The sequence below is a fragment of the Microbacterium sp. STRO-1N genome (assembly GCF_057748015.1).
On sequence record NZ_CM173234.1, the window covers coordinates 2078440 to 2101663 of the forward strand.

Consider the following 23224-nt stretch of genomic DNA (forward strand, 5'->3'; position numbering starts at 1 on the left):
TATCGCACATGTGCGAGGGTGCGGCGCGCCTCAGCCCAGACCGTGTCGATCATCCTCGCCAGGAGGACGCGATGCGAGGTACCGTTCGAGCTCCGCAGCCAGCTCATCGGCACTGGGGAGATCGCGCTCGCTGAACCCGCCGGCATCGGCCCGATCGGTGTCCGTCGGGTCGTAGCCTGCCATGTAGGCGTCGTACCGGTGCTCCAGCGTCGTCAGCATCTGACGGAGCTCGTCGCTGGCGAGCACCTGATCGTCGACCTTCTTGACGAAGTCCTCGCGCTCGGCGTGCACGGCATCCATCGACAGGACGAGCCCTGTCGCGCTCATCAGTCGATCGGCCGCGGCGATGACGGCATCCGGATTCTCGGTCTCGGCGAGGTAGTGCGGCACGAGCAGGACGAAACCGGCCACACGATCGCCCCGTTCGACGAAGCGGAACTCGAGGAGGTGACCGGCGGTCGCCGGCACCTGGGTGCGCGGACGCCAGATGGACTGCGCGGCGATCAGCTCGGCACGATTGCCGCTGACCGTCGTTCCGATCGGACGCGTATGCGGCACCGGCATGGCAATAGCGTGCACCCAGCTGACGCTGGCCACCTCGAACTCGGCGGCGAGATCGAGCATCGCCTTCGAGAACGCGTTCCAGGCGAAGTCGGGCTCGTACCCCGAGAGCAGCAGGAACGGCTGACCGAGCACGTCGTGAGCCAGGGAGAGCTCGAGCCGAGAGGGCCGGAACTGCGTGAGGTGATCCTGTTCGAACACGACCACCGGCCGACGAGCGCGGTAGTCGAGCAGAACGTCGTTGTCGAAGACGACCAGAGGCTGCGGATCGGTCGTCTCCTGCAGATGGTCGATGAGCCCGGACACGGCATTGCCGGCATCCGTGAAGCCGGTCAGCAGCATGACGAGGGGCAGACCGGAGGGAACGGTCGGCGCGTTCGCCACACGTTCGAAGAGGTCACCGGAGAAGGGCATGTCTCCATGCTACGAGCCGCCTCGGATCGGCGGGCCGGTGTCGCTGTCAGCGAACACGGTGCCGTTTCCCCAAGGCCCGACCTGGGTCGCATCCCTAGGATGGGATCATGACGCTTCCCGTGCTCTCGCACACCACCGACGAATTTCCCGGGAGCGCTGCAGACGCCGCAGTGCTCGTCATCTCCGAAACCACCCCCGAGGCTCTCGCCGCCTATCCCGGCCTGGCAGAAGCGCTCGACGGAATCGGCTTCAGCGGCTCGGCGAACGCCTTCGCCCGCGTGCACCTGCCGCAGGTCTCCTCCGTGCCGCTCGCGGTCGTCGGCGCCGGCTCCCCCGCGACGGCTTCGTCTGTGAGGGATGCCGCGGGCACCGCCGCCCGCACGCTGACAGGTTTCGCCACCGTGGCGATCGGTCTCGCGGAAGGCGTCGCGGAGTTCGCCGCACCCGCCGCAGAGGGTGCGGTCTTCGGCGGCTACCGCTTCGACGGCTACCGCTCGGAGTCCGGTAAGAACCGCGCCGACGCGATCGTCGTGCACAGCGCTGCCGTGACAGATGCCGCCATCGCCCGCGCTCAGACGCTCGGCGACGCGATGGCACTGGTGAAGGACCTGGTCGCGACTCCCGCGCAGTGGCAGAGTCCGGACGATCTCGCCCAGAGCGCCGTCGAGAGCGTCGCCGGCACCGACATCTCCGTGGAGGTGCTCGACGAGAAGGCGCTGGCGGAGCAGGGCTTCGGCGGCATCCTCGGCGTCGGGCAGGGCTCGGACCGCCCACCGCGCCTCGTGCGCCTGGAGTACTCCCCTTCCGACGCCGCGCGCCACATCGCGCTCGTGGGCAAGGGCATCACGTTCGACACCGGCGGGCTCTCGCTGAAGCCGGCAGCCAGCATGGTCGGCATGAAGTTCGACATGGCGGGTTCGGCAACGGTCCTCGCCGCGATCCGTGCGATCGCGGCACTGCGGCTTCCCGTCAGGGTGACAGCCTGGATGTGCATCGCCGACAACATGCCCTCCGGCCGCGCGACCCGCCCCGGCGACGTGCTCCGGATGCTGGACGGCACCACCGTCGAAGTCCTCAACACCGATGCCGAGGGCCGACTGGTGCTCGCGGACGGACTCGTCGCGGCGAGCCGCGAGAACCCGGACGTGATCATCGATGTCGCGACGCTGACCGGCGCGATCCTGGTCGCACTGGGACACCGCCACACCGGAGTGATGGGCTCGGACGACGCCGTCGCCGCGTACCTGGAAGCCGCCGACAGCGTCGATGAGCCCGCATGGGCGCTGCCGCTTCCGGAGTACATGGCCGAGTCGATGCAGTCCCCCATCGCGGACCTGATCAACGCCAACATGGGCGACCGGGCCGGCGGGTCGATGTTCGCCGGCCTCTTCCTCCAGCGCTTCGTCGGCCGCGTCGGCGAAGGGGACGAAGCACCGCGCATTCCGTGGGTGCACCTGGACATCGCCGGATCCAGCGAGCACAACAGTGCGCCGTACGGTTTCGTGGACAAGGGCGCGACGGCTGCGACGGTGCGTTCGCTCGTCGCCTTCGCCGAGGCGACCGCCGCCTCCGAGAAGCAGGAGGCTGGCGCATGAGCACGAACACCTTCGATGTCGTCGTCCTCGGCGGCGGCAGCGGCGGCTACGCCGCTGCGCTGCGGGCGGCCGAACTCGGCAAGAGCGTCGCACTGATCGAGAAGGACAAGGTCGGCGGCACGTGCCTGCACCGCGGGTGCATCCCCACGAAGGCGCTCCTGCACGCCGCTGAAGTCGCCGACCACGTGCGCGATGCCGCATCCGTCGGGGTCACTGCCACGCTGCAGGGCATCGACGCCGTCGGCGTCCGCACCTATCGCGAGGGTATCGTCGCCAAGAAGTTCAAGGGCCTCGAGGGTCTCATCAAGGCGCGCGGCATCACCGTCGTCGCCGGCGAGGGCCGCCTCAACGCCGACCGCACGGTCTCGGTCGGCGAAGACGTCTACGCCGGCGTCGACGTGGTGCTGGCGACCGGCTCGTACAGTCGCAGCCTCCCCGGACTGGAGATCGAAGGACGTGTCCTCACCAGCGAGCAGGCGCTCGCCCTGGATGTCGTCCCGGAACGCGTGCTGATCCTCGGCGGCGGCGTCATCGGCGTCGAGTTCGCCAGTGTCTGGCGTTCGTTCGGCGCAGAGGTCACGATCATCGAAGGTCTCGAGCACCTCGTCCCCAACGAGGACGTCGCGCTGAGCAAGGGTCTCGAGAGGGCGTTCCGCCGTCGCGGCATCCAGTACTCGCTGGGAACCCGGTTCCAGTCCGCGGAGCAGGATGCCTCCAGCGTCACCGTCACGCTCGAGGACGGCCGCACGTTCACGGGCGACTATCTGCTCGTCGCGGTCGGCCGGGGCCCCGTCACGGACGGCCTCGGGTTCGCCGAAGCCGGTGCGACCCTCGAGCGCGGTTTCGTCATCGTCGACGATCAGCTGCGCACAGGAGTCCCCGGCCTGTGGGCTGTGGGAGACATCGTCCCAGGGCTGCAGCTGGCGCACCGCGGGTTCCTGCAGGGCATCGCCGTCGCCGAGCGCATCGCCGGTCTCTCCCCCGCACCGGTCCCCGAGACGCAGATCCCCAAGATCACGTACTCGAACCCCGAAGTCGCCTCTGTGGGCCTCACTGAGGCGGCTGCCGTCGCCGAGCACGGTGCCGACGGCGTCATCAGCTATGAGTACAACCTCGCTGGCAACGGCAAGAGCGAGATCATCGGAACCGGCGGACTCGTCAAGGTCGTACGTCAGAAGGACGGTCCCGTCGTGGGCGTGCACCTCCTCGGCGACCGCGTCGGCGAACTCATCACCGAGGGCCAGTTGGCCGTCGCGTGGGAAGCGCACCCCGAGGACATCGCACCCCTGATCCACGCTCATCCGACGCAGAGTGAGGCACTCGGCGAGGCCTTCCTCGCCCTGGCCGGAAAACCGCTGCACGCGCTCTGAGCACCAACCGGCGCGCAGGTCAGTAAGCTTGATACGTCACATACTTCCTTAAGGAGACTCAGTCATGAGCACATCCGTGGTCCTCCCCGCTCTCGGAGAGAGCGTCACCGAGGGTACGGTCACCCGCTGGCTCAAGCAGGTAGGAGACACCGTTCAGGCCGACGAAGGCCTGCTCGAGATCTCGACCGACAAGGTCGACACCGAGATCCCCTCGCCGGTATCCGGCGTGATCGAGGAGATCCTTGTCGCCGAGGACGAGACCGTCGAGGTCGGCGCGCTGCTGGCGCGCATCGGCGACGGTTCCGGTGCCGCACCGGCGTCGGATGCTCCGGCAGCCGCTCCGGCTGAGGCCGAGGCCGCCCCTGTTGAGGCAGCACCGGCGGAGCCGGCCCAGGCACCGACCGCCGAGGCGCCTGCCGAAGAGGCTCCGGCCGCTCCGGCTGCGGGTGGCGACAGCACCGAGGTGGTCCTCCCCGAACTCGGCGAGAGCGTCACCGAGGGCACCGTCACGCGCTGGCTGAAGCAGGTCGGCGAAGAGGTCGCCGTCGACGAGGCTCTGCTGGAGATCTCGACCGACAAGGTCGACACCGAGATCCCCTCGCCCGTCGCGGGTGTGCTCCAGGAGATCCTGGCCGCCGAAGACGAGACCGTCGCCGTCGGCGCGGTGCTCGCGCGCATCGGCTCCGGTGCGCCGGCTGCTGAGGCTGCCGCACCGGCACCGGCACCTGCTGCCGCTCCCGCACCGGCACCTGCTGCCGCACCGGCTCCTGCTGCGGCACCGGCACCGGCCGCCGCTCCCGCACCGGCACCTGCGGCCGCCCCCGCTGCGGCCGCCCCCGCTGCGGCCGCCCCCGCTCCGGCTGCCGCCGCGGCTGAGGCCGACAACCTGTACGTGACGCCGCTGGTGCGTCGCCTCGCTTCCCAGCAGGGCGTCGACCTCAGCACGATCAAGGGCAGCGGCGTCGGCGGACGCATCCGCAAGGAGGACGTCCTCAAGGCTGCCGAGTCCGCGCAGGCGGCTCCCGCTGCAGCGGCGAAGCCGGCACCGGCACCCCTCGAGGTCTCGCCGCTGCGCGGCACGACCCAGAAGATGTCGCGTCTGCGCAAGGTCGTCGCCGAGCGTGCTGTGGCGTCGATGCAGCAGACCGCCCAGCTGACCACGTTCGTCGAGGTCGATGTGACCGCGCTTTCGACCTACCGCGACAAGGTCAAGGTGCCGTTCCAGCAGAAGACGGGCGACAAGCTGTCGTTCCTGCCGTTCTTCACCCTCGCCGCTGCCGAGGCGCTGCAGGCGTTCCCGATCATCAACGCGACCGTGGACGGCGACAGCATCGTCTACCCGGCGTCGGAGAACATTTCCATCGCCGTCGACACCGAGCGCGGCCTGCTCACGCCGGTCGTCCGGGACGCGGCGACGAAGAACCTCGCACAGCTCGCGCACGAGATCGCGGATCTCGCCGCTCGTACGCGCGACAACAAGCTGAAGCCCGATGAGCTCGCCGGCGGCACCTTCACGGTGACCAACACGGGTTCGCGAGGCGCACTGTTCGACACGCCGCTCGTGTTCCTCCCGCAGTCGGCGATCCTCGGCACCGGGACGGTGTTCAAGCGTCCCGGTGTGGTCACGGTCGACGGCGTGGACGCGATCGCGGTCCGTTCGTATGTGTTCCTCGCGATCTCGTACGACCACCGCATCATCGACGGTGCTGACGCTGCGCGCTTCCTCGGTGCGATGAAGGCACGACTCGAGGCCGCGCAGTTCGAGGCGAACCTCGGCGCCTGAGTCTCAACCGCTCGCTGGCTGGTCCGCGACGTCATAGACGTCGCGGACCAGCCATTTCTCGTTCTGGCGCACCAGCACGAGCATCTGCTCGCCCGAGGCATCCGTCCCGAGCCTGATCACCGCCAGGTCGCCGTAGTCATCCACCAGAGCCGGCTCACCGGCGGCATCCGAGCGGAGCACGTCCTGGGCTCGTGCGGTCGAGTCCGCCGCGATCGCCGCCCGGCACGTGTCGTCCGCCACGGCAACGCAGTCGTCCAGCGCGTCCAGCACTGCGGTCGCCGATGCCGATGGATCGTCTTCACCCGAACTGCTGCCTTCCGGCGAGGCGCCGGCTTCGACATCCCCTGTCGTCGCCGATGGCGTCGACGTGCCCTGCTTCGAGGACGCGCGAATCGCCTCCTCGGCAGCCTGAGAGGGCATCGGCTCATCACCGGGCCACAGCAGACCGGCGCAGAGCACCGCGGCGGCTGCCGCTGTCGCGACCAATGCCACGCGTCGACGCGACCGGACCGGCGTCTGCTCGCGACCGATGGCGGTTCGACCGGATGGCGTGCGACCGCGCTCGCGCCGGCGCATCAGTGCCCGCACCCGGACCAGCAACTGCGCGCACCACGATCGGAGAGTACGGCTGCGCGTACGCACGCGTCGTCGCTGCGGGGACTCCAGTGCTCCTGCTCTGATGGTCGCGATGGATGGATCCGCCGTCGTCCGAGGCGGATGCTCATCCAGCCGAAGCGGGCGCGGCGCGGCGAAGTCCAGAAGCTCGCGCTCCCAGGCTCGCACCCGTGCGCTCGTCGGCACGGCGTCCGCCACGGACTCCTGGATGCCCAGCAGAATCCGACGCAGTGCGCGGTCCGGGCACTGCGTCTGCGCGGTGCCGAGGATGTCGACCACTCCTGCGCGTGCGGGGGTCGTGCCGCCCGGCGCGCACAGCGGGCGTCCCGCGTCCGTCAGCCACCATTGCCCCGCGAACTCCGGTTCAGCGCGGTCCGCGATCTCACGCAGCCCGCGCAGCAGGCTCAGCACCAGAGTTCCCCACTCGCCGGGCTCGAGCGGGACCGTCGCCACGGACCGGCGGGCGAGGAACGTCGCCACCCGCGTCGTGCACCATGGCATGAGGGCACCGTGGCCGGTCGAGGAGCGCGCGACATCGGTGGGCGCGGCGACATGGGCCGACCCGGTAAAGCGCCAATCGATCGAGCACTCGCCGCTGTCGATTTCGCACCACACTCCGACATCCTCGCCGTCGGTGACGAGCGTGCCCGGCCAAGGACCCTCTCCCGCTGCGAGGGATCGGATCGACCGGTGCACACCCGGGACCAGCACGCTGTCCTCCTGGGGCATCCTCATGGGAAGAGGGCACCACATCGCGCCCCGCAGGCGGAGACGCCGCCGCCGTGATCGCGCAGAGCTGGGGAGAACTCGCCCGGGCATCCCCGCCGTGCAGGGCGAGTGCGCCCGCCGCGAACGCGTCACAGGCGCACACGCCGACTCGGTAGTCTTATACGCATGGCAAAGCGTGATCCCGAACCCGAGAAGCGTCCTGGGTTCTTCTCCCAGCTCAAGTCCCTCTTCCGGTTCACACGCGAAGTGTACTCATGGCTCCCCTGGGCCCAGATCGCGATCCTCGTGGTCGGCATCCTGCTCGGTCTGGTCGTCGGCTACCTGATCCCGCCGTTCCAGGTGTGGACGCTCGTGCTGTGGGCCATCACGGGTCTCATGGTCGGTGTCCTCGGTGCGCTGATGCTGATGACGCGCATGTCCACCAAGGCGATGTACGCCAAGATCGACGGCATGCCCGGTGCCTCGGGCCACGTGCTGAGCACCAGCCTCGGTCGCAACTGGCAGGCATCCGACACTCCCGTCGGCATCAACCCGAAGACGCAGGAGGCCGTGTACCGCGCGGTCGGCCGCGGCGGCATCGTCGTCGTGGGCGAAGGAGCACGAGGACGTCTGACCCGTCTCGTGAACGAGGAGCGCACGAAGGCGCAGCGCGTGGCCCACGGGGTTCCGGTCACCGTCCTCTACGTGGGGCACGGCGAAGACGAGGTCGCGATCGCCGATCTCTCCAAGACCATCAAGAAGCTTCCGAAGGCCATCGACAAGACGACGATGGCTGCGGTCATCCGCCGGATCGATTCTGTGTCGCAGTCGGTCACCTCGTTGCCGATTCCGAAGGGCGTCGACCCGATGAAGGCTCGGGCGCAGCGTCCGCGCTGATACGCAGCGATCACGTCGAAGCGCCTCTGCTCCCATCGGGAGCAGAGGCGCTTTCCGTTCAGCTGCGGGCATCCTTCGGCAGACGCCGCACCTTCGCCCGCCGCCGCCGGCGCTCCGGGATCATCGAGCGCATCTCCTCGAGCTTGCCGAAGCAGAGCAGCCGATCACCCGCCTCCAGGACGACGTGCTTGCGCGGGTTGGGGATGACCGTCACCCCGCGGTGCAGGGTGAGCGCCGTGATGTCGCGATCCCACAGCCCCAGCTCCCCCAGCTGCTTGCCGACCTGCTCGGCTCCGGCGTGCATGACCAGTTCGGCGACACCGTACCCCGTGGACACGCTCAGTCGCTGACGCACGTCGATCTCGGGGAATGCGACCTGACCGGCGATGTAGTCGATGATGGCGCCGGCGACATCGAGGTTCGTCGCCTGCTCGATGCCCTGCAGCCCCGGCGAGGAGTTCACCTCCATCACGAGCGGTCCGTCGTCGCCTTCGAGCATGTCGACACCGGCGACGCGCAGGCCCATGATCTGCGCCGATCGCACCGCCGTCTGCTCGTAGATCGGGTCGAGTTCGACCGGTTCGACGGTACCGCCGCGGTGCACGTTCGAACGGAACTCATCCCCGGCGGCCACACGGCGCATCGCCGCGACGACCCGATCGCCGACGACCAGCGCACGGATGTCGCGTCCGCGGCTCTCGGCGACGAACTTCTGGATGAGGACGTTCTGCTTGGTGGAGTGCAGCGTCTCGATGATCGCCTCGGCGACCTTGACCTGCGGCGCGAGGATGACCCCGATCCCCTGCGTGCCCTCGAGGAGCTTGATGACGACGGGAGCACCGCCGACCAGTTCGATCGCGGGCCGCACGTCCGCACGGTTGCGCACGAAAGCAGTGGCCGGCATCGCGATGTTGTGGCGGGACAGGATCTGGTTGGCGCGCAGCTTGTCCCTCGCCTGGGAGATGCCGTTCGCCGTGTTCGGCGTGTAGACGTCCATCTGCTCGAACTGACGGACGACGGCCGTGCCGAAATAGGTGATCGAATTGCCGATCCGGGGCAGGATCGCGTCATAGTCGCTGAGCGGGCGCCCCCGGTACTGCAGATCCGGTTCGTCCTCGGTGAGGTCGATCGCGAAGCGCAGGGTGTTGAGCACTTTCACCTCGTGCCCACGCTGCAGAGCAGCCGTACGCAGCCGCTGTGTCGAGTAGGCGTGCGGCGCACGGGAGAGGACGGCGAGCTTCACGGGGATTTCCTGCCAGGATGTAGATCATGAGTCGGACACCCCATTCAAACACCCTCACGGGGTGGCGTGAATGGGTCAGCCTGCCGGATGCGGGCGTCGACTGGATCAAGGCGAAGATCGACACCGGTGCACGCACCTCCTCTCTGCACGCCTTCGATGTCGAGGAGTTCGAACGCGAGGGCGAGGCGTGGGTGCGGTTCCGGGTGAAGCCCTGGCAGGAGAGCCAGGAGGACAGCACGACCGTCGAGTGCCCAATCCACGACCGACGGCGGGTGCGCAGCTCGTCCGGCCACCAGCAGGATCGGCTCGTCGTGCTGCTCGCGATCCGCCTCGTCGATCGGCTGGTCGTCTCGGAGGTCACGTTGAGCAATCGCGACGAGATGGGCTTCCGGATGCTGATCGGACGCGAGGCGCTGCGCCGCGGCTTCGTGATCGACCCGGCGCGATCGTTCCTTGGTGGCCGCGCGCCGAAGGAGATGCGCCGGCGCAACCGCGGGCGCAGTTGATCGCGGTGTCAGGCGCGCAGCAGGATCGTTCCAGCGGCCTTGTCATGCAGCCCGCGCTGATCCTGGTCCCAGATGGCCGCCGGAACCACCACGACCAGCAGAAGCGTCCGGACGATCGGACGCCACAGGCCGGGCCACGCGCCGTCGGCTCGGACCACCCGCAACCCGACGATGCGGTGACCGGGGCTCCCACCGAGTGTGGGGATGAAGACGATCTGCAGCACCGCGAAGACGATCATGGGCGTGAACATCGTCATGCCCGCCTCGGCAGGAAGATCGAACTGCCGGTAGCCGAGGAAGGCCGTGGCGAGGATGGTCGCCGCCGCATAGTCGATCACAAGAGCCGCGATGCGCCGCCCGACGCGTCCGATGCTGCCGGATCCGGCTTCGGGAAGCCCCAGTCGTTCGCCAGGGTAGGTGTTCGCAGCATCCGTCACCCCCTGATTCTACTGAGCCGCCGTAACATGCCGGAAACATTCAGGACACGGCAGAGAAACCCCGCCACCCTAGCCTTCACGAAGACCTCTGGTCCCCAACCCGCGTCATCAGGAGTGATACATGTTCACTGATTCATCCGAGGTGCTGAGCTACATCAAGGAGAACGACGTCAAGTTCCTTGACATCCGCTTCACCGATCTGCCCGGCGTTCAGCAGCACTTCAACATCCCCGCGTCGACGGTCGACGAGGACTTCTTCACGAACGGTCAGCTGTTCGACGGCTCCTCGATCCGCGGCTTCGCGTCGATCCACGAGTCCGACATGCAGCTCATCCCCGATGTCTCGACGGCGTACCTCGACCCGTTCCGCGAGGCCAAGACGCTGGTGATGCTCTTCGACATCTACAACCCGCGCACCGGCGAGATCTACTCGAAGGACCCGCGTCAGGTCGCCAAGAAGGCGGAGAAGTACCTCTCCTCGACCGGGATCGCCGACACCGCGTTCTTCGCCCCCGAGGCCGAGTTCTACATCTTCGACGACGTCCGCTACTCGGTCACCGCCGGCGAGAGCTTCTACAAGGTCGACTCCGAAGAGGCCGCGTGGAACACCGGTCGCGAGGAAGAGGGCGGAAACCTCGGCAACAAGACGCCGTACAAGGGCGGGTACTTCCCCGTCTCCCCCGTCGACAAGACGGCTGACCTCCGTGACGACATCACGCTCAAGCTCATCGACGCGGGCTTCATCCTCGAGCGTTCGCACCACGAGGTCGGCACCGCTGGTCAGCAGGAGATCAACTACCGCTTCGACACCATGGTGCACGCGGCCGATGACATCCTGAAGTTCAAGTACATCGTCAAGAACACCGCCGAGGAGTGGGGCAAGGTCGCGACCTTCATGCCCAAGCCGCTCTACGGTGACAACGGCTCGGGCATGCACACGCACCAGTCGCTGTGGGCCGACGGCAAGCCGCTGTTCTACGACGAGGCCGGCTACGGCCAGCTCAGCGACATCGCGCGCTGGTACATCGGTGGCATCCTCGCGCACGCTCCGGCGCTGCTCGCCTTCACCAACCCGACCCTGAACAGCTACCACCGTCTGGTCAAGGGCTTCGAGGCACCGGTCAACCTGGTCTACTCGGCAGGCAACCGCTCCGCCGCGATCCGCATCCCGATCACCGGCTCGAACCCGAAGGCCAAGCGCATCGAGTTCCGCGCTCCGGATGCTTCGGGCAACCCGTACCTCGCCTTCGCCGCGCAGCTGATGGCGGGCCTGGACGGCATCAAGAACCGCATCGAGCCGCATGAGCCGGTCGACAAGGACCTGTACGAGCTTCCCCCGGAGGAGGCCAAGAACATCCCTCAGGTCCCGAACTCGCTGCTGGACTCGCTGGACGCTCTGCGTGAGGACCACCAGTTCCTCCTCGAGGGCGGCGTGTTCACCGAGGAGCTCATCGAGACCTGGATCTCGTACAAGATCGAGAACGAGATCCTGCCGATCGCGCAGCGTCCGCACCCGTTCGAGTACGAGCTCTACTTCGGAGTGTAGCTAGATGACGCGGCATTCCGGGCGCTAGTCCGCAGGTAGTCCGCAGAATCTGAAAGGGAGCCCGTCTCAGCGCGATGCTGGGACGGGCTCTTTACGTGCGTCGGGGGAACAACTCGTCCTCAGCCTGCTCCCGATTGAGGCGCAGAATCATTTCGCGCCACTGGTCGTCATAGTCCGAGAAACGGTGCACCACGGCGCTCTGCGCAAAGCGATCCTTGACGAAGAGCGCGTGCAACTCGCCACCAATATCGATGCGGGTCTCGGTCTTGCCGCTGTCGTTCTCGTCGCGGATACGCGTCGCGAGCTCGATCATCTCGTCGATGCCGCTAGGCGCCACAAGCTCGAAGGTTTCTGGGGCAGGCTTCACCCCGAACCCCGTCCCCTCAGTGCGTTCCGATTCGAAGTTTCTCTGGGACCGGTAGACGTAGCGAACGATGTCGTCTGAACCGGGCTCAAACCCGAAGTGATAGATCGTCGCCGTCCCCGAAACTCCATACTCCTCCTGGATGTCTCGCCACAGGCCACGCAGCGCTTCAGGTGCGAATGTATCGATCATCCTGATGTGCTGAGCGACCGCAGATGTGCGGAGGTACTGATTCCATTCGGCTCCGAGATTCGCTGTCCCGGTGACCGCTATGGCCATGTTGAAATGCGGCAGATGCCAGGCCTTGGACTGGAACATGAACGCTTCCCCGGTGTCCGAAGTCGCGAGCGTGTCGGTGACGATGAGGACGGACGTCTCGTCTTCGTTGAACATCAGGATGGTCATGAGCTCTCCTCGATCTTCCGGGTTCTGGTATCGGAGCGACGAAGGGCGAGGGCGACTGCAGCTCGGGAGGATTCGTCTCGGTCGGGCCACATGTGCCCGTAGGTGTCGAGAGTGGTCTTCGCGGAGGCGTGCCGGAGTCGTGCTTGCACGGTCTTGATGTCGAGGCCGGCTGCGATGAGCAGGCTTGCGAAGTAGTGCCGGAGGTCGTGGATGCGGAAGCCCTCTGGGAGGCCCTCCACGGCTCCTCTGGCGTCTTTGAATGCCGTTTCGATGGTGTACGGCGCGACGGGGCGTCCGAACGCTCCTACAACGATTGTGCTGCTCTTCCACTTGACCGGGTTGGCGTTGAGCATGATGGCAAGGTCCGCAGGAATCGGGATGGGCAGCTTGCTCATCTCGGTCTTGAGTTCCTCGGCCGGGTACTGGATTGCCGGGGTGATGATCCCGCGCATGAAGTCGACGTCGACCGTCCGCAGCGCCGCGATCTCGGAGACGCGGAGCCCTGCGAACGCCCCGAGTAGCACGACGGGCCGGAAGTGCTCGGGCAGGGCGTCGTGGAGAGCCCATACCTGCTCTGTGGTCGCGACGTACGGCCGCTGCTTCGGGCCCTTCGGTGAGGTGCGCCTCGAGCACGGGTTCTTCGCAACGAGCCCGTCGTGCTGAGCGTCGGAGAACAGTTGCGAGAGGCGGCTGTGGAGCGCGTAGACGTATGAATCGGCGTACCCGCGGCCTGCGAGCTGCACAACCCAAGAGCGGACCTCAGACGGGCGCACGGAGCGCAGTGGCCGGGAGCCGAGATCATCCTTGATGACGTTGATGTGCACGCGCGCTTGTCGGACTGTCGACGCCCGGTTCCGCGCGTAGCCCTCCAACCAGGTATCGGCCCACTCCCCCACGGTCGTCCGAGCTTTCGTCGGGTCGACGTGTGTCCCGTTCGCGAGCGCGGCGCCCTGCTCGAGCAACCACGCCTCACCGTCGCGCTTCAGCTTGAAGTGCTTCGCGTGCTCCTTGCCGGCGTCGTCGCGGTAGCGGGCCCGCCAGACGCCGTCAGGACGTTGCTTGATACTCGCCATCGTCCGACTCCCCATCGTCGCGGACCTCGAACAACAGGCCGGGGAAGATGACGTCATCGCGGCCCGGGACCGCACCGGCTGCGGCCGACTTCGTGACGACCCCGCGGGCGACCGCCTCGAGCGCTTCCACGAGATCCGCGCGCCGCGTTTCCGAGACGGCAACGACGCGCTCGGGTGAGTATCTCGTCAAACTCGACACCGTCCATCGAACCCACTTCGACCAGTCGTTCTCGCCTTCGTCGCCCCAAATCTCATTCGCCACCTCCGGATGCTGTTCGATGAGCGTCGCGAAGTGATCGAGGTGACCTGCGAGAGCGGTCAGCTTGTACAGAGCCTCGTCGGTGTGGCGTTGCACGGCACCCCACGACCTCGTCAGTTGCTCCCTTACATCGGCCACGGCATCGGGCAGGAGTTCGTTCAGCGGCACCTTGAGAACCTCGGCTAGGACCGCTGCCTCTGCGAGCTTGAGGGGCCGTTCTCCGCTTTCGATCGCAGCCACGGTCGGCTGCGACCACTTCCATCCTGCGGCCTTCATCTGCTCGGCTAGCGCCTTCTGCGAGAGCTCTCCGCGCGCACGTCGCACATGATCGCCGATCCGCTCATCATTCGTGGTCATGTCGACACTGTATCGGGAAAAGTGATTGCGCACTGTGAATTCTGATGTACCATCGGGATCGCCGATACCGCATCGGGCTTTCTGATAGGAGATGGAAGATGGCAGAGAAGTTGCTTTTCGTAGGCGAGGTAGCAGAGATGCTGCGTCGATCGCCAGCACAGCTGCGGTGGATGATCACGCAGGGCACAGCACCGAAACACGCGAAGATCGCGGGCCGGATCGTGTTCCGGGAGTCCGACCTTGAGGCGTACATCGCCGCCGCCTTCGAGGAGTCGGCATGATCCGCCAGCTAAAGGTCGACCAGATCGCCGAAGCTGTCGGCCGGCATCCAGTCACCATCCGAAAGGCGCTCGAGGCCGGGACCCTGCATGGGACGCAGATGACCAAGGGTGGTCGCTGGTCGGTGCGTGAGGACTGCGCCGAGGCGTGGGCTGACGGCGAGCTGTGCGTGCACAAGCAGAACAACATCACGCCGATGCGGAGGAAGTCGTGACCATGACCGAGCAAAAGAATGCCCCCGTGGCCGTTGCACCGGCCGACAGGGGCGAGATCGTTTCCTGCCCCATCCCAGAGGAGAACCCGAACACGGACAGCGTATCCGAGTGGCCGTGCTCGATCTACTCCTGGTGCCGCGGCCACGACGCGTTGTTCCCCGAATCGGACGGCGCGCACTTCGCGGAGGTCCGCATCGGAGAGTACGCCGGCGGCGAGCCGCGCGAGATTCTCATCACCCGGTACGAAGTATCGGATTACGACGATCAGGCTCGGTGGTCGTTCACGCTGCCTGACAACATCGACTGGTCCTTCGGACCCGAGGCGGTCGACGAGGAGATCTCCGGCGGGATCGACGAGCTGCTGCGAGCACGCACTGCGATCAGGGAGTTTCTGGCCCTGCACGATGTGGCGGTGCCGGAATGAGCGCCGGCACGTACCCACGCAGCAACTGGATACCCATCCATCTACTGCGGCTCGACGTCGGCCCGCTCATGCGCGACAGTCTCGTCCGGGAGATGGTGGACGTCGAGGAGGCTCAGAGCGGCCGGATGATGCTCGCGGAGGAGAACGGCCGCACAGTGCTCGACCCGGAGCTCTACGAGGCCGTGCGGCACTGGTACAAGGCGCAGGCTGAGCTGCTCACCCAGCACACCCCGACCGCCCGCGCGGCACGGCTCAAGGCTGAGCGTGAGAGTCGAGAGCTGCGGCGCCCTGCGTCCGTCGACGAAGCGCTCCGCGAGCGTGAGGGAGGAGTGTGATGTGGCGCGCATGCCAGCCGACCGGATGCTCCGGAGCAGAGTGCTCGCGGACCTCCCCACCACGCCAGGGCAGAGCCTCGTGCTGCTCTGCCTCAGGAGCCACGCCGACGCCACAGGGGTCTCCTGGCCAAGTCAGCGCACGATCGCCGAGGAGACGGGGATGCAGCGCTCAGGTGTCCAGAAGGCACTCACAGCACTGCTCGACAAAGGCATCATTCAGCAGCTCGATCCGGGCGCTCAGGGCAGCGGGAATTCTGCGAAGTATCTCGTCAAGTTCAAGGGCGAGTTATGGGCCACTGGGTAGTCCATACTTCGGGGTCGATTATGGGCCACTGGGTATGCCAAACCGGGATCGGGCGTATGGACCACCCCGTAGTCCTGAAGTAAGAACCTCTCACGGTGACGGGTCTTCCGAGCTTCAGAGCAGTCACAGATGCTCATCGTGGATCGGGCAGCTTGCTGCTCGATGCCCCTCCGGCGAGGAGGCTCAAGGCGATCTCACCTCGGGTGCACGGCAGCAGGTACCCGCGCACCTCGCGGACCAGCATGGCCGGGTCTACTACCGGCTGATGAGGGCGAGGTGGCAGGGCGGTCGCGTTCGTCCGCCGGCCGACGTCGTCGAGGTGGATTGCTCGGGGCCCAGCGCAACTCAAGTACGCGCGTGTGGTTCGCGCGATCGATTCACGCCGCATACGCGGCAGAGCAGGAGAACGATCATGACTGACCAGGGGATCGCCACGGCTCCCGGGCTCTCGGCCCGCGAGGAGCGGGCGCTCGAGCTCGCGAACGGGATTCAGACGGTCCAGATCCCGGCGCCGAGCGGGCAGAAGCCGGCGGCGGAGTGGGTACGGGAATTCCGATCGTTCGGTTTCTTCCGGGCTACACAGATCGGCGCCGTCCTCGCCGGGACTGCCAGGATGCTGCAGCTGGTGTCGTTCGCGGACACACGTCCACGGGAAGCAACGATGATCTTCCGGGTGAGCGACCCGGATCGTCTGCACAGAGTGTCGTGGACCCCGCTGGTGTCGGCGGCACTCAAGTACGCACCTGGTGGAGAGGCCTCCGCGAGCGTCAAGCACGACAATGCCAGGTTGTTCTCCGCGCTCGTCGACCCCGCCGACGTGCTCGCCGTCCTCAACGACTACGAGTGGATCGTCGACCCAGCTCGGATCACGGCGATCCGCGACCACGGCCCTATCGTCACATCGATCCCGGTGACCCCGGTAAGGGCACTGCCCGATTCGCCGGGAAAAGCGATCGCCATGGCGCTGTACGGTCCGGATGCTCTGGTGCAACGGCTGGACGGGCAGCCGTACCGACTCGACCTGCCGGCAGACGGCACGCTGTGGAGGGCGGCATGAGCGAGCACGACCGGACGGACGACCCTGAGATCACTCTCCTGGCGCTGCGCATCGTCGACGCGTGTCTACACGACGACGGCGATGGGCTGAACGCCGCTCTGTTGGCCTGTACAGGCCGCACGCTGCCGGTGCTCCTCTCGCTCGCTGCAACAGCCGCAGAGCTGCTCAGATCGGCTCCGGGGGGTCAGGCGTGGTTACAACAGCTGATGGTCGGCCTGGAGGTCGAAACGATCAGCGACTCGCCATCAGAGTGAGCACATCGCCAAGCACAGCATCGTAGAATGGTCACAACGGCGAGACGCAATGCGAGTCGCCCGGCGCGAGACCGAGGATCCCCGCGGGGACAAGGCTCAGAAGATCCCCGCGGGGGTCGGCCGGCGAAACGACAGGATCGGCTCGACCGTGAGTGACCAGGATTCCGAGGACTCCACGAGCACCCCTGCGGGGGAACGTGTTCGAGATCTCTCCACCGTCGCGACATTCACCCCCGGCCATACGGCGGTTCGGGGTACTCGCACACACTCAGAAAGAGACACATCATGACCGGTACGAAGTCGCTCGAAGAGCAGATCCTCGACCTGAAGAAGAAGAACCGTTCGATCATGGGCAGCGCGCAGGGCGCCGACCGTGAGCTCACCAAGAAGGAGTCGGACGACCTGATGGCGAACCAGAGTCAGATCATCGACCTGGAGGAGAAGAAGCTCCGTGTCGAAACGTCGGAGAAGGCTCTCGCTGATCTGGTCGAGTTCGGCCGGGGCGAAGGCGACGACGAGGACGACGCCCACGCTGAGGTCAAGTACCTCACCCTGACCGGTGAGCGGGGCAAGAAGGCCGCGCGCGAGTTCGCAGACACGGTGCGCAGCCGTGGCGGGTTCAAGGCGCTTCCCGGCAACACGGTCGTCACTGGCACGTCGTTCTCGACGGAGCCGATCGACACGAAGAAGCTTCCGACGTCGATCCTGGATCTGCTGCGCGTCCGCCTGCGCGAGAACCCCTCGTGGGACGGTATCCGTCAGACCGGGTTCACGAACAACGCCACCGTCGTCCCGTCCGGTGCTGAGAAGCCCACGTCGACGCTCAGCATCACGAACAATCCTGGCTTCCTCGCGGTCGTCGCGCACCTGTCCGAGTACGTGGATACGTACCTGCTGAAGGACAACGCGCAGCTCGCCACGTTCGTCGAGCGGAACCTGCTCTGGGGTCTGAAGGACGCGCTTGAGGAGCAGATCCTCAACGGCACAGGCGTGGACGACGTGTTCGACGGGAAGACGCGGAAGAACATCCGCGGCATCATGAACACCACCGGCGTTCAGCAGCAGGCAGCCGCTGCCGAACCGATCATCACGCTGCGCGCCGCCTCAACCAAGCTCGAGACCGCCGGCTTCGCGTCCGACGTGTACCTGCTGAACCCGCTGGACTGGCAGGAGATCGAGACGACGCGCAACACCTCGGGCAATTTCGACCTCGGCTCAGCCCTGAACCTCGCCGAGCGTCGAGTGTGGGGAACACGCGTCGTCACAAGCTCCCGCATCGACGTCGGCACCGCACTCGCGATGGACCTGTCGGCGCTCAACCTTGACACCGACCGATTCGGTATCGAGACCGCCTGGCACCTCGGCGACTTCGGGTTCTCGCACAACCAGATCCGAGCACGCGTCGAAGGACGCTTCGGCCTGAGCATCGAACAGCCCGAAGGCATCGTCGTCGCCGACCTCGTCGCCACCCCGTAGCCCCAGACCCGCCTGGTGTCGTTGACCTAGAGATTCATCCACCAGGCGCAGCCGAGAACCACGACCCCACTCTCAGTCGTCTCGGCAGGACCGGCTCTGTGATGAGTCGCCGGTCCAACCAGGGAGGGGGCGTTCCAATCCCGGGACGTCCCCTCCACCGGCCCACCTCCCGCTCGGCCGCTTCCTCTCTCCCCGGGCCTTCAGAGTTTTTCCACCACCCCTGTGCCGCGTTCCCGCTGATTGGCTGGGATCGGGGCACTGAAACTGGCTCGTAACTGGCCTGAAACGGCACTGAAAGGCACCCGATGAGCTCGCAGCGTCACCTCCGCGCGTTGAACCGTTCTCTGCGCGCCCGTGGTCTGGATGTGGACGACGTCGCGGCGCCGTGGGTCGAGCTGGCGAAGGATCTCGCCCGCGATCTGGACGCGTACGGCATCGGTGGGGTCTCTGCCGGCACTCTGGGCGCCTACCGCGGCGTGATGCGTGAGCTACGCATCCTCGGCCGGGAGAGGGCGCCACAGAGCGTCACAGCCCCGCAGGGCGATGCGCCTGAGTCGGCGCCGAGCAGTCTCGACGAGTTCCGCAGCCGCAAGCTCGATCGTCCAAGGAACTGAGTGCCGCTACCGGCCGATGTCGGCGGCCAGTGGTCTACTATCCGTACAAGGGATGAGGAGCAAGATCATGGCACCGGTACTCCATCTGACAGAGTCTGACCTGCGCGAGCGCCTCGCAGCGATCCTTGATTCGCTCGGCTTGCGGTCGTATGAGGACTTCCGCGATCGTGCCGAAAAGAATCTGCTGCAGGATCGAGAGTGGGCGGCACGAGACGAACTCGACTCGATCGCGTACTTGCTCGGTGAAGACCACCTCACCGACTGAATGAGTGTCCTCGGGCAAGCGCAGGAGTTCGCCAGTCGCCTCGAGACTATGCTTCACAGCACGTTGCCCGGCGCGCCGAGCATCCGTGCTCAGCTGTTCGAGACGACCGGGCGTGTTCGGATCTCGGCGGTCGACGACCAAGGCTCGGTGAAGCCAGCGCGATTGCCCCTCTACGTGGATGATGTCCCGCTCGCGTACTGGACGTTCTACATGTTCACTGATGCCTCCTACGAGGGATTCCTTCGAGTCGACGAGATGCGCATCGCGCTCTTCGCTGAGTTCGAAGAATCACCGATCGCGCGGCTCGAATACGAGGGGAAGACGACGGGCCCTCCGGTAAGCCATTGGCAGTTCCATGGCGAACGTGGCGCGCTCTCGTTCCTGCTCGCCCGCGCCTACCGAAAAGGCAAGAAGGGAAGCGCTCCGATGTCGCTATCCTCGCTGCACTTTCCAACCGGAGGGCGCCGATTTCGACCTGGCGTAGAGGACTTCATCCAGTTCCTGATCCAGGATTGTGGCGTGGACCACCTCGACGGTTGGAAGCGCGCGATTGAAGATGGTCGTGAGCTCGCGCGCCGATTCCAAGTCCGCACGATCGCCCGGGACTATCCCGTAGAGGTCGCGCAGGTGCTTCGAGATAAGGGATGGTCCGTGACGCCTCCAGAGGACTTCGATGGGTGGGAAAGCATCGAGGCGCTGCGCGAGTACTGAGTCGCGAGATCACGTGGCAGATGGCGAGGATTCCGCTCGGAATCCGTCTGGAATCCGTCGCACCTCCGCCGGCGTCATCCCGGCCCACATGCCAGCTGACGGCTTCCCGGCAGCCGCGAACGCCCTGCACAGGTCCAGTAGAGGGCACTCCCGGCAGATGCCGCGCATCATCTCGACTTCTTCCGGATCCGAGAACCGGTCACGGGTGAATACCTCGAGGCCGTCGCATGCTGGGGTCTCCTCCTGCATGGCTCGCATGAGGGCGGCGTGCTCTGCCTGCCCAATGAACTCGGGAAGCTCAGGAAACACAGCAGGCGACGTGAATTCTGGCCCGTTGGGGGTGTCGTGGCCCCCTGACACGTCGGAAGCGGGTTGTGTACAGGAATCACGTACCGGTGTGAGGTTCTGGACGATTCCGGGCGTGCTGCGCCGCCTGAACCTCTCCGGGACGGGTGGCGGAGTCTCCCCGCGGGCGATCATGTCCCTGCGGATCTTGTAGAAGTGCACCGGGGACGCCTGCATCTTCCGACGCCACCATGCGAGCAGCACCTGCTCCTCGACGACCCGGTACCGCTGCCCGATCTCGTCGACGGCCCATGACATCGGCATCCCTTGCCGGCGCCATAGCTGGATGGTGTGCTTCGTCGACCTCACCCGTGCAGCAGCCTCGGAGTAGCTGAGCCAGGTCTCCTCCTGGTCGATCATCGCGAGTCCGCAGAAAGTCCGCAGAAGTCCCGATTCGCAACAGTCATAGCCACCACTCCCCAACACCGATAACCGCGGAATCACGGGCATCCCGGCGGTAACCATGACCAGCCAATCAGCCGGATTTAGTACGAGCTCTACTTCGGCGTCTGACGACAGCCGAACGCTCCTACCGAGAACCCGCCTCAGCAGCACGCTGAGGCGGGTTCTCGCGTCTCAGCGGGCGCACGTCGGGGAATTGACCGCCTGCAGTCCCGATTGTCTCCGGTATGAGCCAGAACGCACCGGAGCGGACGACGCTCGTCTTCGACGTCCTCGGCACGCTGGTGGATCAGACCGGAAGCCTCGAGCGCGAGGTCGAGGCGGCGACCGACCTCGATGCAAGCTCCGTCTCCGATCTCGTCCGGCGCTGGCTCGAGTACGTCACCTCCCAGGAGCAGGCCATCACCGCGGGACAGCGTGCCTATGTGCCCAGTGAAGTGCTGGATGCCGAGGCGCTCGCGAACCTGTCAGTGATCGGCTTGATCTCCCCCGACGTGCCCGCCCGGCTCGACGGCGCTTCGGAACGCCTCTCACTCTGGGACGACACGCTGGACGGCATGAGCGCGCTCTCGACGGAGAATGCCGTCTTCGGACTGTCGAACGCCAGTAGACGTGTACTCACCGGCCTGAGCGCCGGCACAGGCATGCGATGGCACGGTTTGCTCTCCGCCGAGGATGCCCGTGCCTACAAGCCGGATCCGGCCGTGTACCGGCTCGCGCTCGCAGATGTCCCGACGCGCGTGGCGCCGCCGATCATGGTGGCCGCGCACGCGTGGGATCTCCGTGCGGCGAAGGCCGCCGGGATGCGCACCGCCTACGTGCCGCGCCCGAACGGCGATCCCCCGGTGCCGCGCGAGCGATTCGACATCCACGCCGTCGATCTCGAGGACCTGGCGGTGCAACTGCGACGCTACTGATCCGCTGACGGTCAGTCGCCGACGGCGTCGAGTCCGAGGGCCCACTCGTTGAACGTGAGAGCGGCTCCGCGGAACTCGCCGTCGACCGTCCCCATGAGCGTGAAGCCGTTCCGCCGGCACACGCCGTTGGAGGCGGTATTCGCGACCGCTGGGAACGCGGTGAGGAACCGCCCGCGTCCGGGTTGCCGTCGCGCGATCTCGATCACCATCGACAGCGCGCGCGTGGCGACACCGTGGCCCTGTGCCTCCGGCAGCACGAACCAACCGGACTCCAGGGCCGGTTCGCCGCGCCATTCGGTGGACCAGCATCCGATCGACCCGAGCCGATGATGCTCGGCATCCTCGATCACGAAGACCCTCGCTTCGCCGCTCTCCTCGAGCCGCAGATAACGCGCATGGCGCTCGTCGATCTGCTCCTCGGTCTCGGGGCCGTTGAGGTCCGCCGTCATCTCGGGACTGTTCGCGGCGCCGAGCAGATCGGCGTCCCCCACGGACCACGGTCTCAGTCGCAACTCATCCATCCACGCATCCTCGCAGGGCACTACGACATCGCCGTCAGAGCACCTTGATCGCGGCCGGCTGGACGCGGACCTTGAACGCCGAGACCTCGCCGATCTCCTCACCATCGATCTCGAAGGCCAGCGGCGCCTCCAGTTCGACGCTGATGCGCTCCGCGGTCACGTGACTGGTGGAGTCCGTGCTGACGGCGACGGCCTCGCGGTCGAAGATCCGCCGGATGCCGTTGTCCCACACCACCGAGCGCACCGTGTCCATCCACTGCAGCGCGCCGTCGGCGCTGACCAGCAGCAGATCCAGGCGGCCGTCGTCGAGCCGTGCGTCCGGCAGCAGGCGGATGCCGCCCTGCACCATCCCGCAGTTCCCGATGAGCATGGTGTGTCCGCGCACCTCCTGGGCGTCGTCGTCGTCGATCGTCAGCGTGATGCCCGTCATCTCGGTGCCGGCCAGTGCCCGCCCCATGGCCTCGACATAGGCGAGCCATCCCGCCCGCTCCTTCAGATCGTCGTCCGTCTCGACAAGCATCTGGGCGTCGACGCCGAATCCGACCATCACGGCGAACGCATGCTCGGCACCGTCGAGCTCGACCCAGCCGAGATCGATCGGCGTGGCATCGTCTGCCGTGATCCGCTCCAGCGCGGCAGGAATGTCGTCCAGCGGCACGTCGAGATTGCGCGCCAGCAGATTTCCCGTCCCTCGCGGAACGATGCCGAGCGCGGCATCCGAACCGGCCAGGGCCTCCGCCACGGCTCGCACCGTGCCGTCGCCTCCGACCGCGAGCACCGTGTCGCATCCCGCTGCCAGCGCTTTCTCCGCCATCCCCCGCCCTGGGTCGTCGACGCTGGTCTCCCACCACTGCGTCTGATCGCCGAGCGCCGCATCGACGGCCTCCCGCAGGTCCGCTTCTTCGACCTTGGACGGATTCCAGACGACGCCGATCTTCTTGTTCATGGTCTCAGCCTGGGTGCAAGCACGCG

General features: G+C 66.6%; 28 protein-coding genes. 18 read left to right on the top strand and 10 right to left on the bottom strand.

Going from position 1 to position 23224, the window contains the following annotated elements:
* Window positions 1-30: 30 nt before the first annotated feature.
* A complete protein-coding gene (locus tag AC3ANJ_RS09950; RefSeq protein WP_488316177.1) occupies window positions 31-975 on the bottom strand; it encodes a proteasome assembly chaperone family protein in 945 nt (314 codons plus the stop codon).
* A gap of 107 nt (window positions 976-1082) precedes the next feature.
* Between AC3ANJ_RS09950 and AC3ANJ_RS09955 the strand changes: the two genes are divergently transcribed.
* From AC3ANJ_RS09955 to sucB, 3 genes are all read left to right on the top strand, one after another.
* Window positions 1083-2570, top strand: coding sequence for a leucyl aminopeptidase (locus AC3ANJ_RS09955; RefSeq protein WP_488316178.1), 1488 nt, complete (start codon window positions 1083-1085; stop codon window positions 2568-2570).
* Window positions 2567-3940, top strand: coding sequence for a dihydrolipoyl dehydrogenase (gene lpdA, locus AC3ANJ_RS09960; RefSeq protein ID WP_488316179.1), 1374 nt, complete (start codon window positions 2567-2569; stop codon window positions 3938-3940). The genes AC3ANJ_RS09955 and lpdA overlap by 4 nt, the downstream gene beginning before the upstream one ends.
* A gap of 64 nt (window positions 3941-4004) precedes the next feature.
* On the top strand, window positions 4005-5723 hold the full coding sequence (sucB, locus tag AC3ANJ_RS09965; RefSeq protein ID WP_488316180.1) for a 2-oxoglutarate dehydrogenase, E2 component, dihydrolipoamide succinyltransferase: 1719 nt from the start codon (window positions 4005-4007) through the stop codon (window positions 5721-5723).
* A gap of 3 nt (window positions 5724-5726) precedes the next feature.
* Here sucB and AC3ANJ_RS09970 read toward each other — a convergent pair whose 3' ends face one another.
* Window positions 5727-7073 carry a hypothetical protein gene (locus AC3ANJ_RS09970; protein ID WP_488316181.1) on the bottom strand — a complete coding sequence of 449 codons (1347 nt, stop codon included), beginning with the start codon at window positions 7071-7073 and terminating at the stop codon, window positions 5727-5729.
* 159 nt (window positions 7074-7232) lie between these two features.
* Here AC3ANJ_RS09970 and AC3ANJ_RS09975 point away from each other — a divergent pair, with 159 nt between their 5' ends.
* Window positions 7233-7943, top strand: a complete 711-nt coding sequence (locus AC3ANJ_RS09975; protein WP_488316182.1) for a DUF4191 family protein — start codon at window positions 7233-7235, stop codon at window positions 7941-7943.
* A 58-nt stretch (window positions 7944-8001) separates the two neighbouring features.
* Here AC3ANJ_RS09975 and AC3ANJ_RS09980 read toward each other — a convergent pair whose 3' ends face one another.
* Window positions 8002-9186 (bottom strand): RimK family alpha-L-glutamate ligase, encoded by a 1185-nt coding sequence (locus AC3ANJ_RS09980; protein WP_488316183.1) that lies wholly within the window; start codon window positions 9184-9186, stop codon window positions 8002-8004.
* Window positions 9187-9212: 26 nt separating this feature from the next.
* On the opposite strand from AC3ANJ_RS09980, the gene AC3ANJ_RS09985 reads away from it, so the two are divergent.
* Window positions 9213-9692 (top strand): ATP-dependent zinc protease family protein, encoded by a 480-nt coding sequence (locus AC3ANJ_RS09985; RefSeq protein ID WP_406250159.1) that lies wholly within the window; start codon window positions 9213-9215, stop codon window positions 9690-9692.
* A gap of 8 nt (window positions 9693-9700) precedes the next feature.
* Here the strand turns inward: AC3ANJ_RS09985 and AC3ANJ_RS09990 are convergent, their stop codons facing one another.
* Window positions 9701-10129 (bottom strand): RDD family protein, encoded by a 429-nt coding sequence (locus AC3ANJ_RS09990; RefSeq protein WP_488316184.1) that lies wholly within the window; start codon window positions 10127-10129, stop codon window positions 9701-9703.
* Between the two features lie 121 nt (window positions 10130-10250).
* On the opposite strand from AC3ANJ_RS09990, the gene glnA reads away from it, so the two are divergent.
* Window positions 10251-11675, top strand: a complete 1425-nt coding sequence (glnA, locus tag AC3ANJ_RS09995; protein ID WP_406250157.1) for a type I glutamate--ammonia ligase — start codon at window positions 10251-10253, stop codon at window positions 11673-11675.
* Window positions 11676-11766: 91 nt separating this feature from the next.
* Here the strand turns inward: glnA and AC3ANJ_RS10000 are convergent, their stop codons facing one another.
* From AC3ANJ_RS10000 to AC3ANJ_RS10010, 3 genes are read right to left on the bottom strand one after another with little or no spacing between them, the layout of a single operon-like run.
* Window positions 11767-12444 carry a hypothetical protein gene (locus tag AC3ANJ_RS10000; protein ID WP_488316185.1) on the bottom strand — a complete coding sequence of 226 codons (678 nt, stop codon included), beginning with the start codon at window positions 12442-12444 and terminating at the stop codon, window positions 11767-11769.
* A complete protein-coding gene (locus AC3ANJ_RS10005) occupies window positions 12441-13517 on the bottom strand; it encodes a tyrosine-type recombinase/integrase (RefSeq protein WP_488316186.1) in 1077 nt (358 codons plus the stop codon). Before AC3ANJ_RS10005 ends, AC3ANJ_RS10000 begins: the two co-directional genes overlap by 4 nt.
* Window positions 13492-14133, bottom strand: coding sequence for a helix-turn-helix domain-containing protein (locus AC3ANJ_RS10010; protein ID WP_488316187.1), 642 nt, complete (start codon window positions 14131-14133; stop codon window positions 13492-13494). The genes AC3ANJ_RS10005 and AC3ANJ_RS10010 overlap by 26 nt, the downstream gene beginning before the upstream one ends.
* Window positions 14134-14231: 98 nt before the next feature.
* Here AC3ANJ_RS10010 and AC3ANJ_RS10015 point away from each other — a divergent pair, with 98 nt between their 5' ends.
* The 11 genes from AC3ANJ_RS10015 (at window position 14232) to AC3ANJ_RS10065 (ending at window position 20067) form a co-directional block, all read left to right on the top strand.
* Window positions 14232-14414: a helix-turn-helix transcriptional regulator gene (locus tag AC3ANJ_RS10015; protein WP_488316188.1), complete on the top strand. Its 183-nt coding sequence runs from the start codon at window positions 14232-14234 to the stop codon at window positions 14412-14414.
* Window positions 14411-14626, top strand: coding sequence for a hypothetical protein (locus AC3ANJ_RS10020; protein WP_488316189.1), 216 nt, complete (start codon window positions 14411-14413; stop codon window positions 14624-14626). Before AC3ANJ_RS10015 ends, AC3ANJ_RS10020 begins: the two co-directional genes overlap by 4 nt.
* Window positions 14623-15051 carry a hypothetical protein gene (locus AC3ANJ_RS10025; protein WP_488316190.1) on the top strand — a complete coding sequence of 143 codons (429 nt, stop codon included), beginning with the start codon at window positions 14623-14625 and terminating at the stop codon, window positions 15049-15051. The genes AC3ANJ_RS10020 and AC3ANJ_RS10025 overlap by 4 nt, the downstream gene beginning before the upstream one ends.
* Window positions 15048-15386: a hypothetical protein gene (locus AC3ANJ_RS10030; protein WP_488316191.1), complete on the top strand. Its 339-nt coding sequence runs from the start codon at window positions 15048-15050 to the stop codon at window positions 15384-15386. Before AC3ANJ_RS10025 ends, AC3ANJ_RS10030 begins: the two co-directional genes overlap by 4 nt.
* Before the next feature lie 10 nt (window positions 15387-15396).
* Window positions 15397-15690, top strand: a complete 294-nt coding sequence (locus AC3ANJ_RS10035; RefSeq protein WP_424937512.1) for a helix-turn-helix domain-containing protein — start codon at window positions 15397-15399, stop codon at window positions 15688-15690.
* Between the two features lie 412 nt (window positions 15691-16102).
* Window positions 16103-16747 carry a hypothetical protein gene (locus AC3ANJ_RS10040; RefSeq protein ID WP_488316192.1) on the top strand — a complete coding sequence of 215 codons (645 nt, stop codon included), beginning with the start codon at window positions 16103-16105 and terminating at the stop codon, window positions 16745-16747.
* Window positions 16744-17001: a hypothetical protein gene (locus AC3ANJ_RS10045; RefSeq protein ID WP_488316193.1), complete on the top strand. Its 258-nt coding sequence runs from the start codon at window positions 16744-16746 to the stop codon at window positions 16999-17001. The genes AC3ANJ_RS10040 and AC3ANJ_RS10045 overlap by 4 nt, the downstream gene beginning before the upstream one ends.
* A gap of 285 nt (window positions 17002-17286) precedes the next feature.
* Complete coding sequence (locus AC3ANJ_RS10050) at window positions 17287-18477, top strand: phage major capsid protein (protein WP_488316194.1); 1191 nt, start codon at window positions 17287-17289, stop codon at window positions 18475-18477.
* Window positions 18478-18782: 305 nt separating this feature from the next.
* Window positions 18783-19091, top strand: a complete 309-nt coding sequence (locus AC3ANJ_RS10055; protein WP_488316195.1) for a hypothetical protein — start codon at window positions 18783-18785, stop codon at window positions 19089-19091.
* Window positions 19092-19158: 67 nt separating this feature from the next.
* Window positions 19159-19356, top strand: a complete 198-nt coding sequence (locus AC3ANJ_RS10060; RefSeq protein ID WP_488316196.1) for a hypothetical protein — start codon at window positions 19159-19161, stop codon at window positions 19354-19356.
* Window positions 19357-19404: 48 nt separating this feature from the next.
* The gene (locus tag AC3ANJ_RS10065) at window positions 19405-20067 is read left to right on the top strand and encodes a hypothetical protein (RefSeq protein WP_488316197.1); all 663 of its coding nucleotides are present in this window, start codon (window positions 19405-19407) and stop codon (window positions 20065-20067) included.
* Between the two features lie 9 nt (window positions 20068-20076).
* Here the strand turns inward: AC3ANJ_RS10065 and AC3ANJ_RS10070 are convergent, their stop codons facing one another.
* Window positions 20077-20772, bottom strand: a complete 696-nt coding sequence (locus tag AC3ANJ_RS10070) for a WhiB family transcriptional regulator (protein ID WP_488316198.1) — start codon at window positions 20770-20772, stop codon at window positions 20077-20079.
* A 269-nt stretch (window positions 20773-21041) separates the two neighbouring features.
* Between AC3ANJ_RS10070 and AC3ANJ_RS10075 the strand changes: the two genes are divergently transcribed.
* Entirely contained in the window at window positions 21042-21731 is a 690-nt protein-coding gene (locus AC3ANJ_RS10075) for a haloacid dehalogenase type II (protein ID WP_488316199.1), read from the top strand.
* 11 nt (window positions 21732-21742) lie between these two features.
* On the opposite strand, the gene AC3ANJ_RS10080 is transcribed toward AC3ANJ_RS10075, so the two are convergent.
* Both AC3ANJ_RS10080 and AC3ANJ_RS10085 read right to left on the bottom strand, forming a co-directional pair.
* Window positions 21743-22252: a GNAT family N-acetyltransferase gene (locus AC3ANJ_RS10080; protein WP_488316200.1), complete on the bottom strand. Its 510-nt coding sequence runs from the start codon at window positions 22250-22252 to the stop codon at window positions 21743-21745.
* 34 nt (window positions 22253-22286) lie between these two features.
* A complete protein-coding gene (locus AC3ANJ_RS10085; protein WP_488316201.1) occupies window positions 22287-23198 on the bottom strand; it encodes a diacylglycerol/lipid kinase family protein in 912 nt (303 codons plus the stop codon).
* Window positions 23199-23224 lie beyond the last annotated feature (26 nt).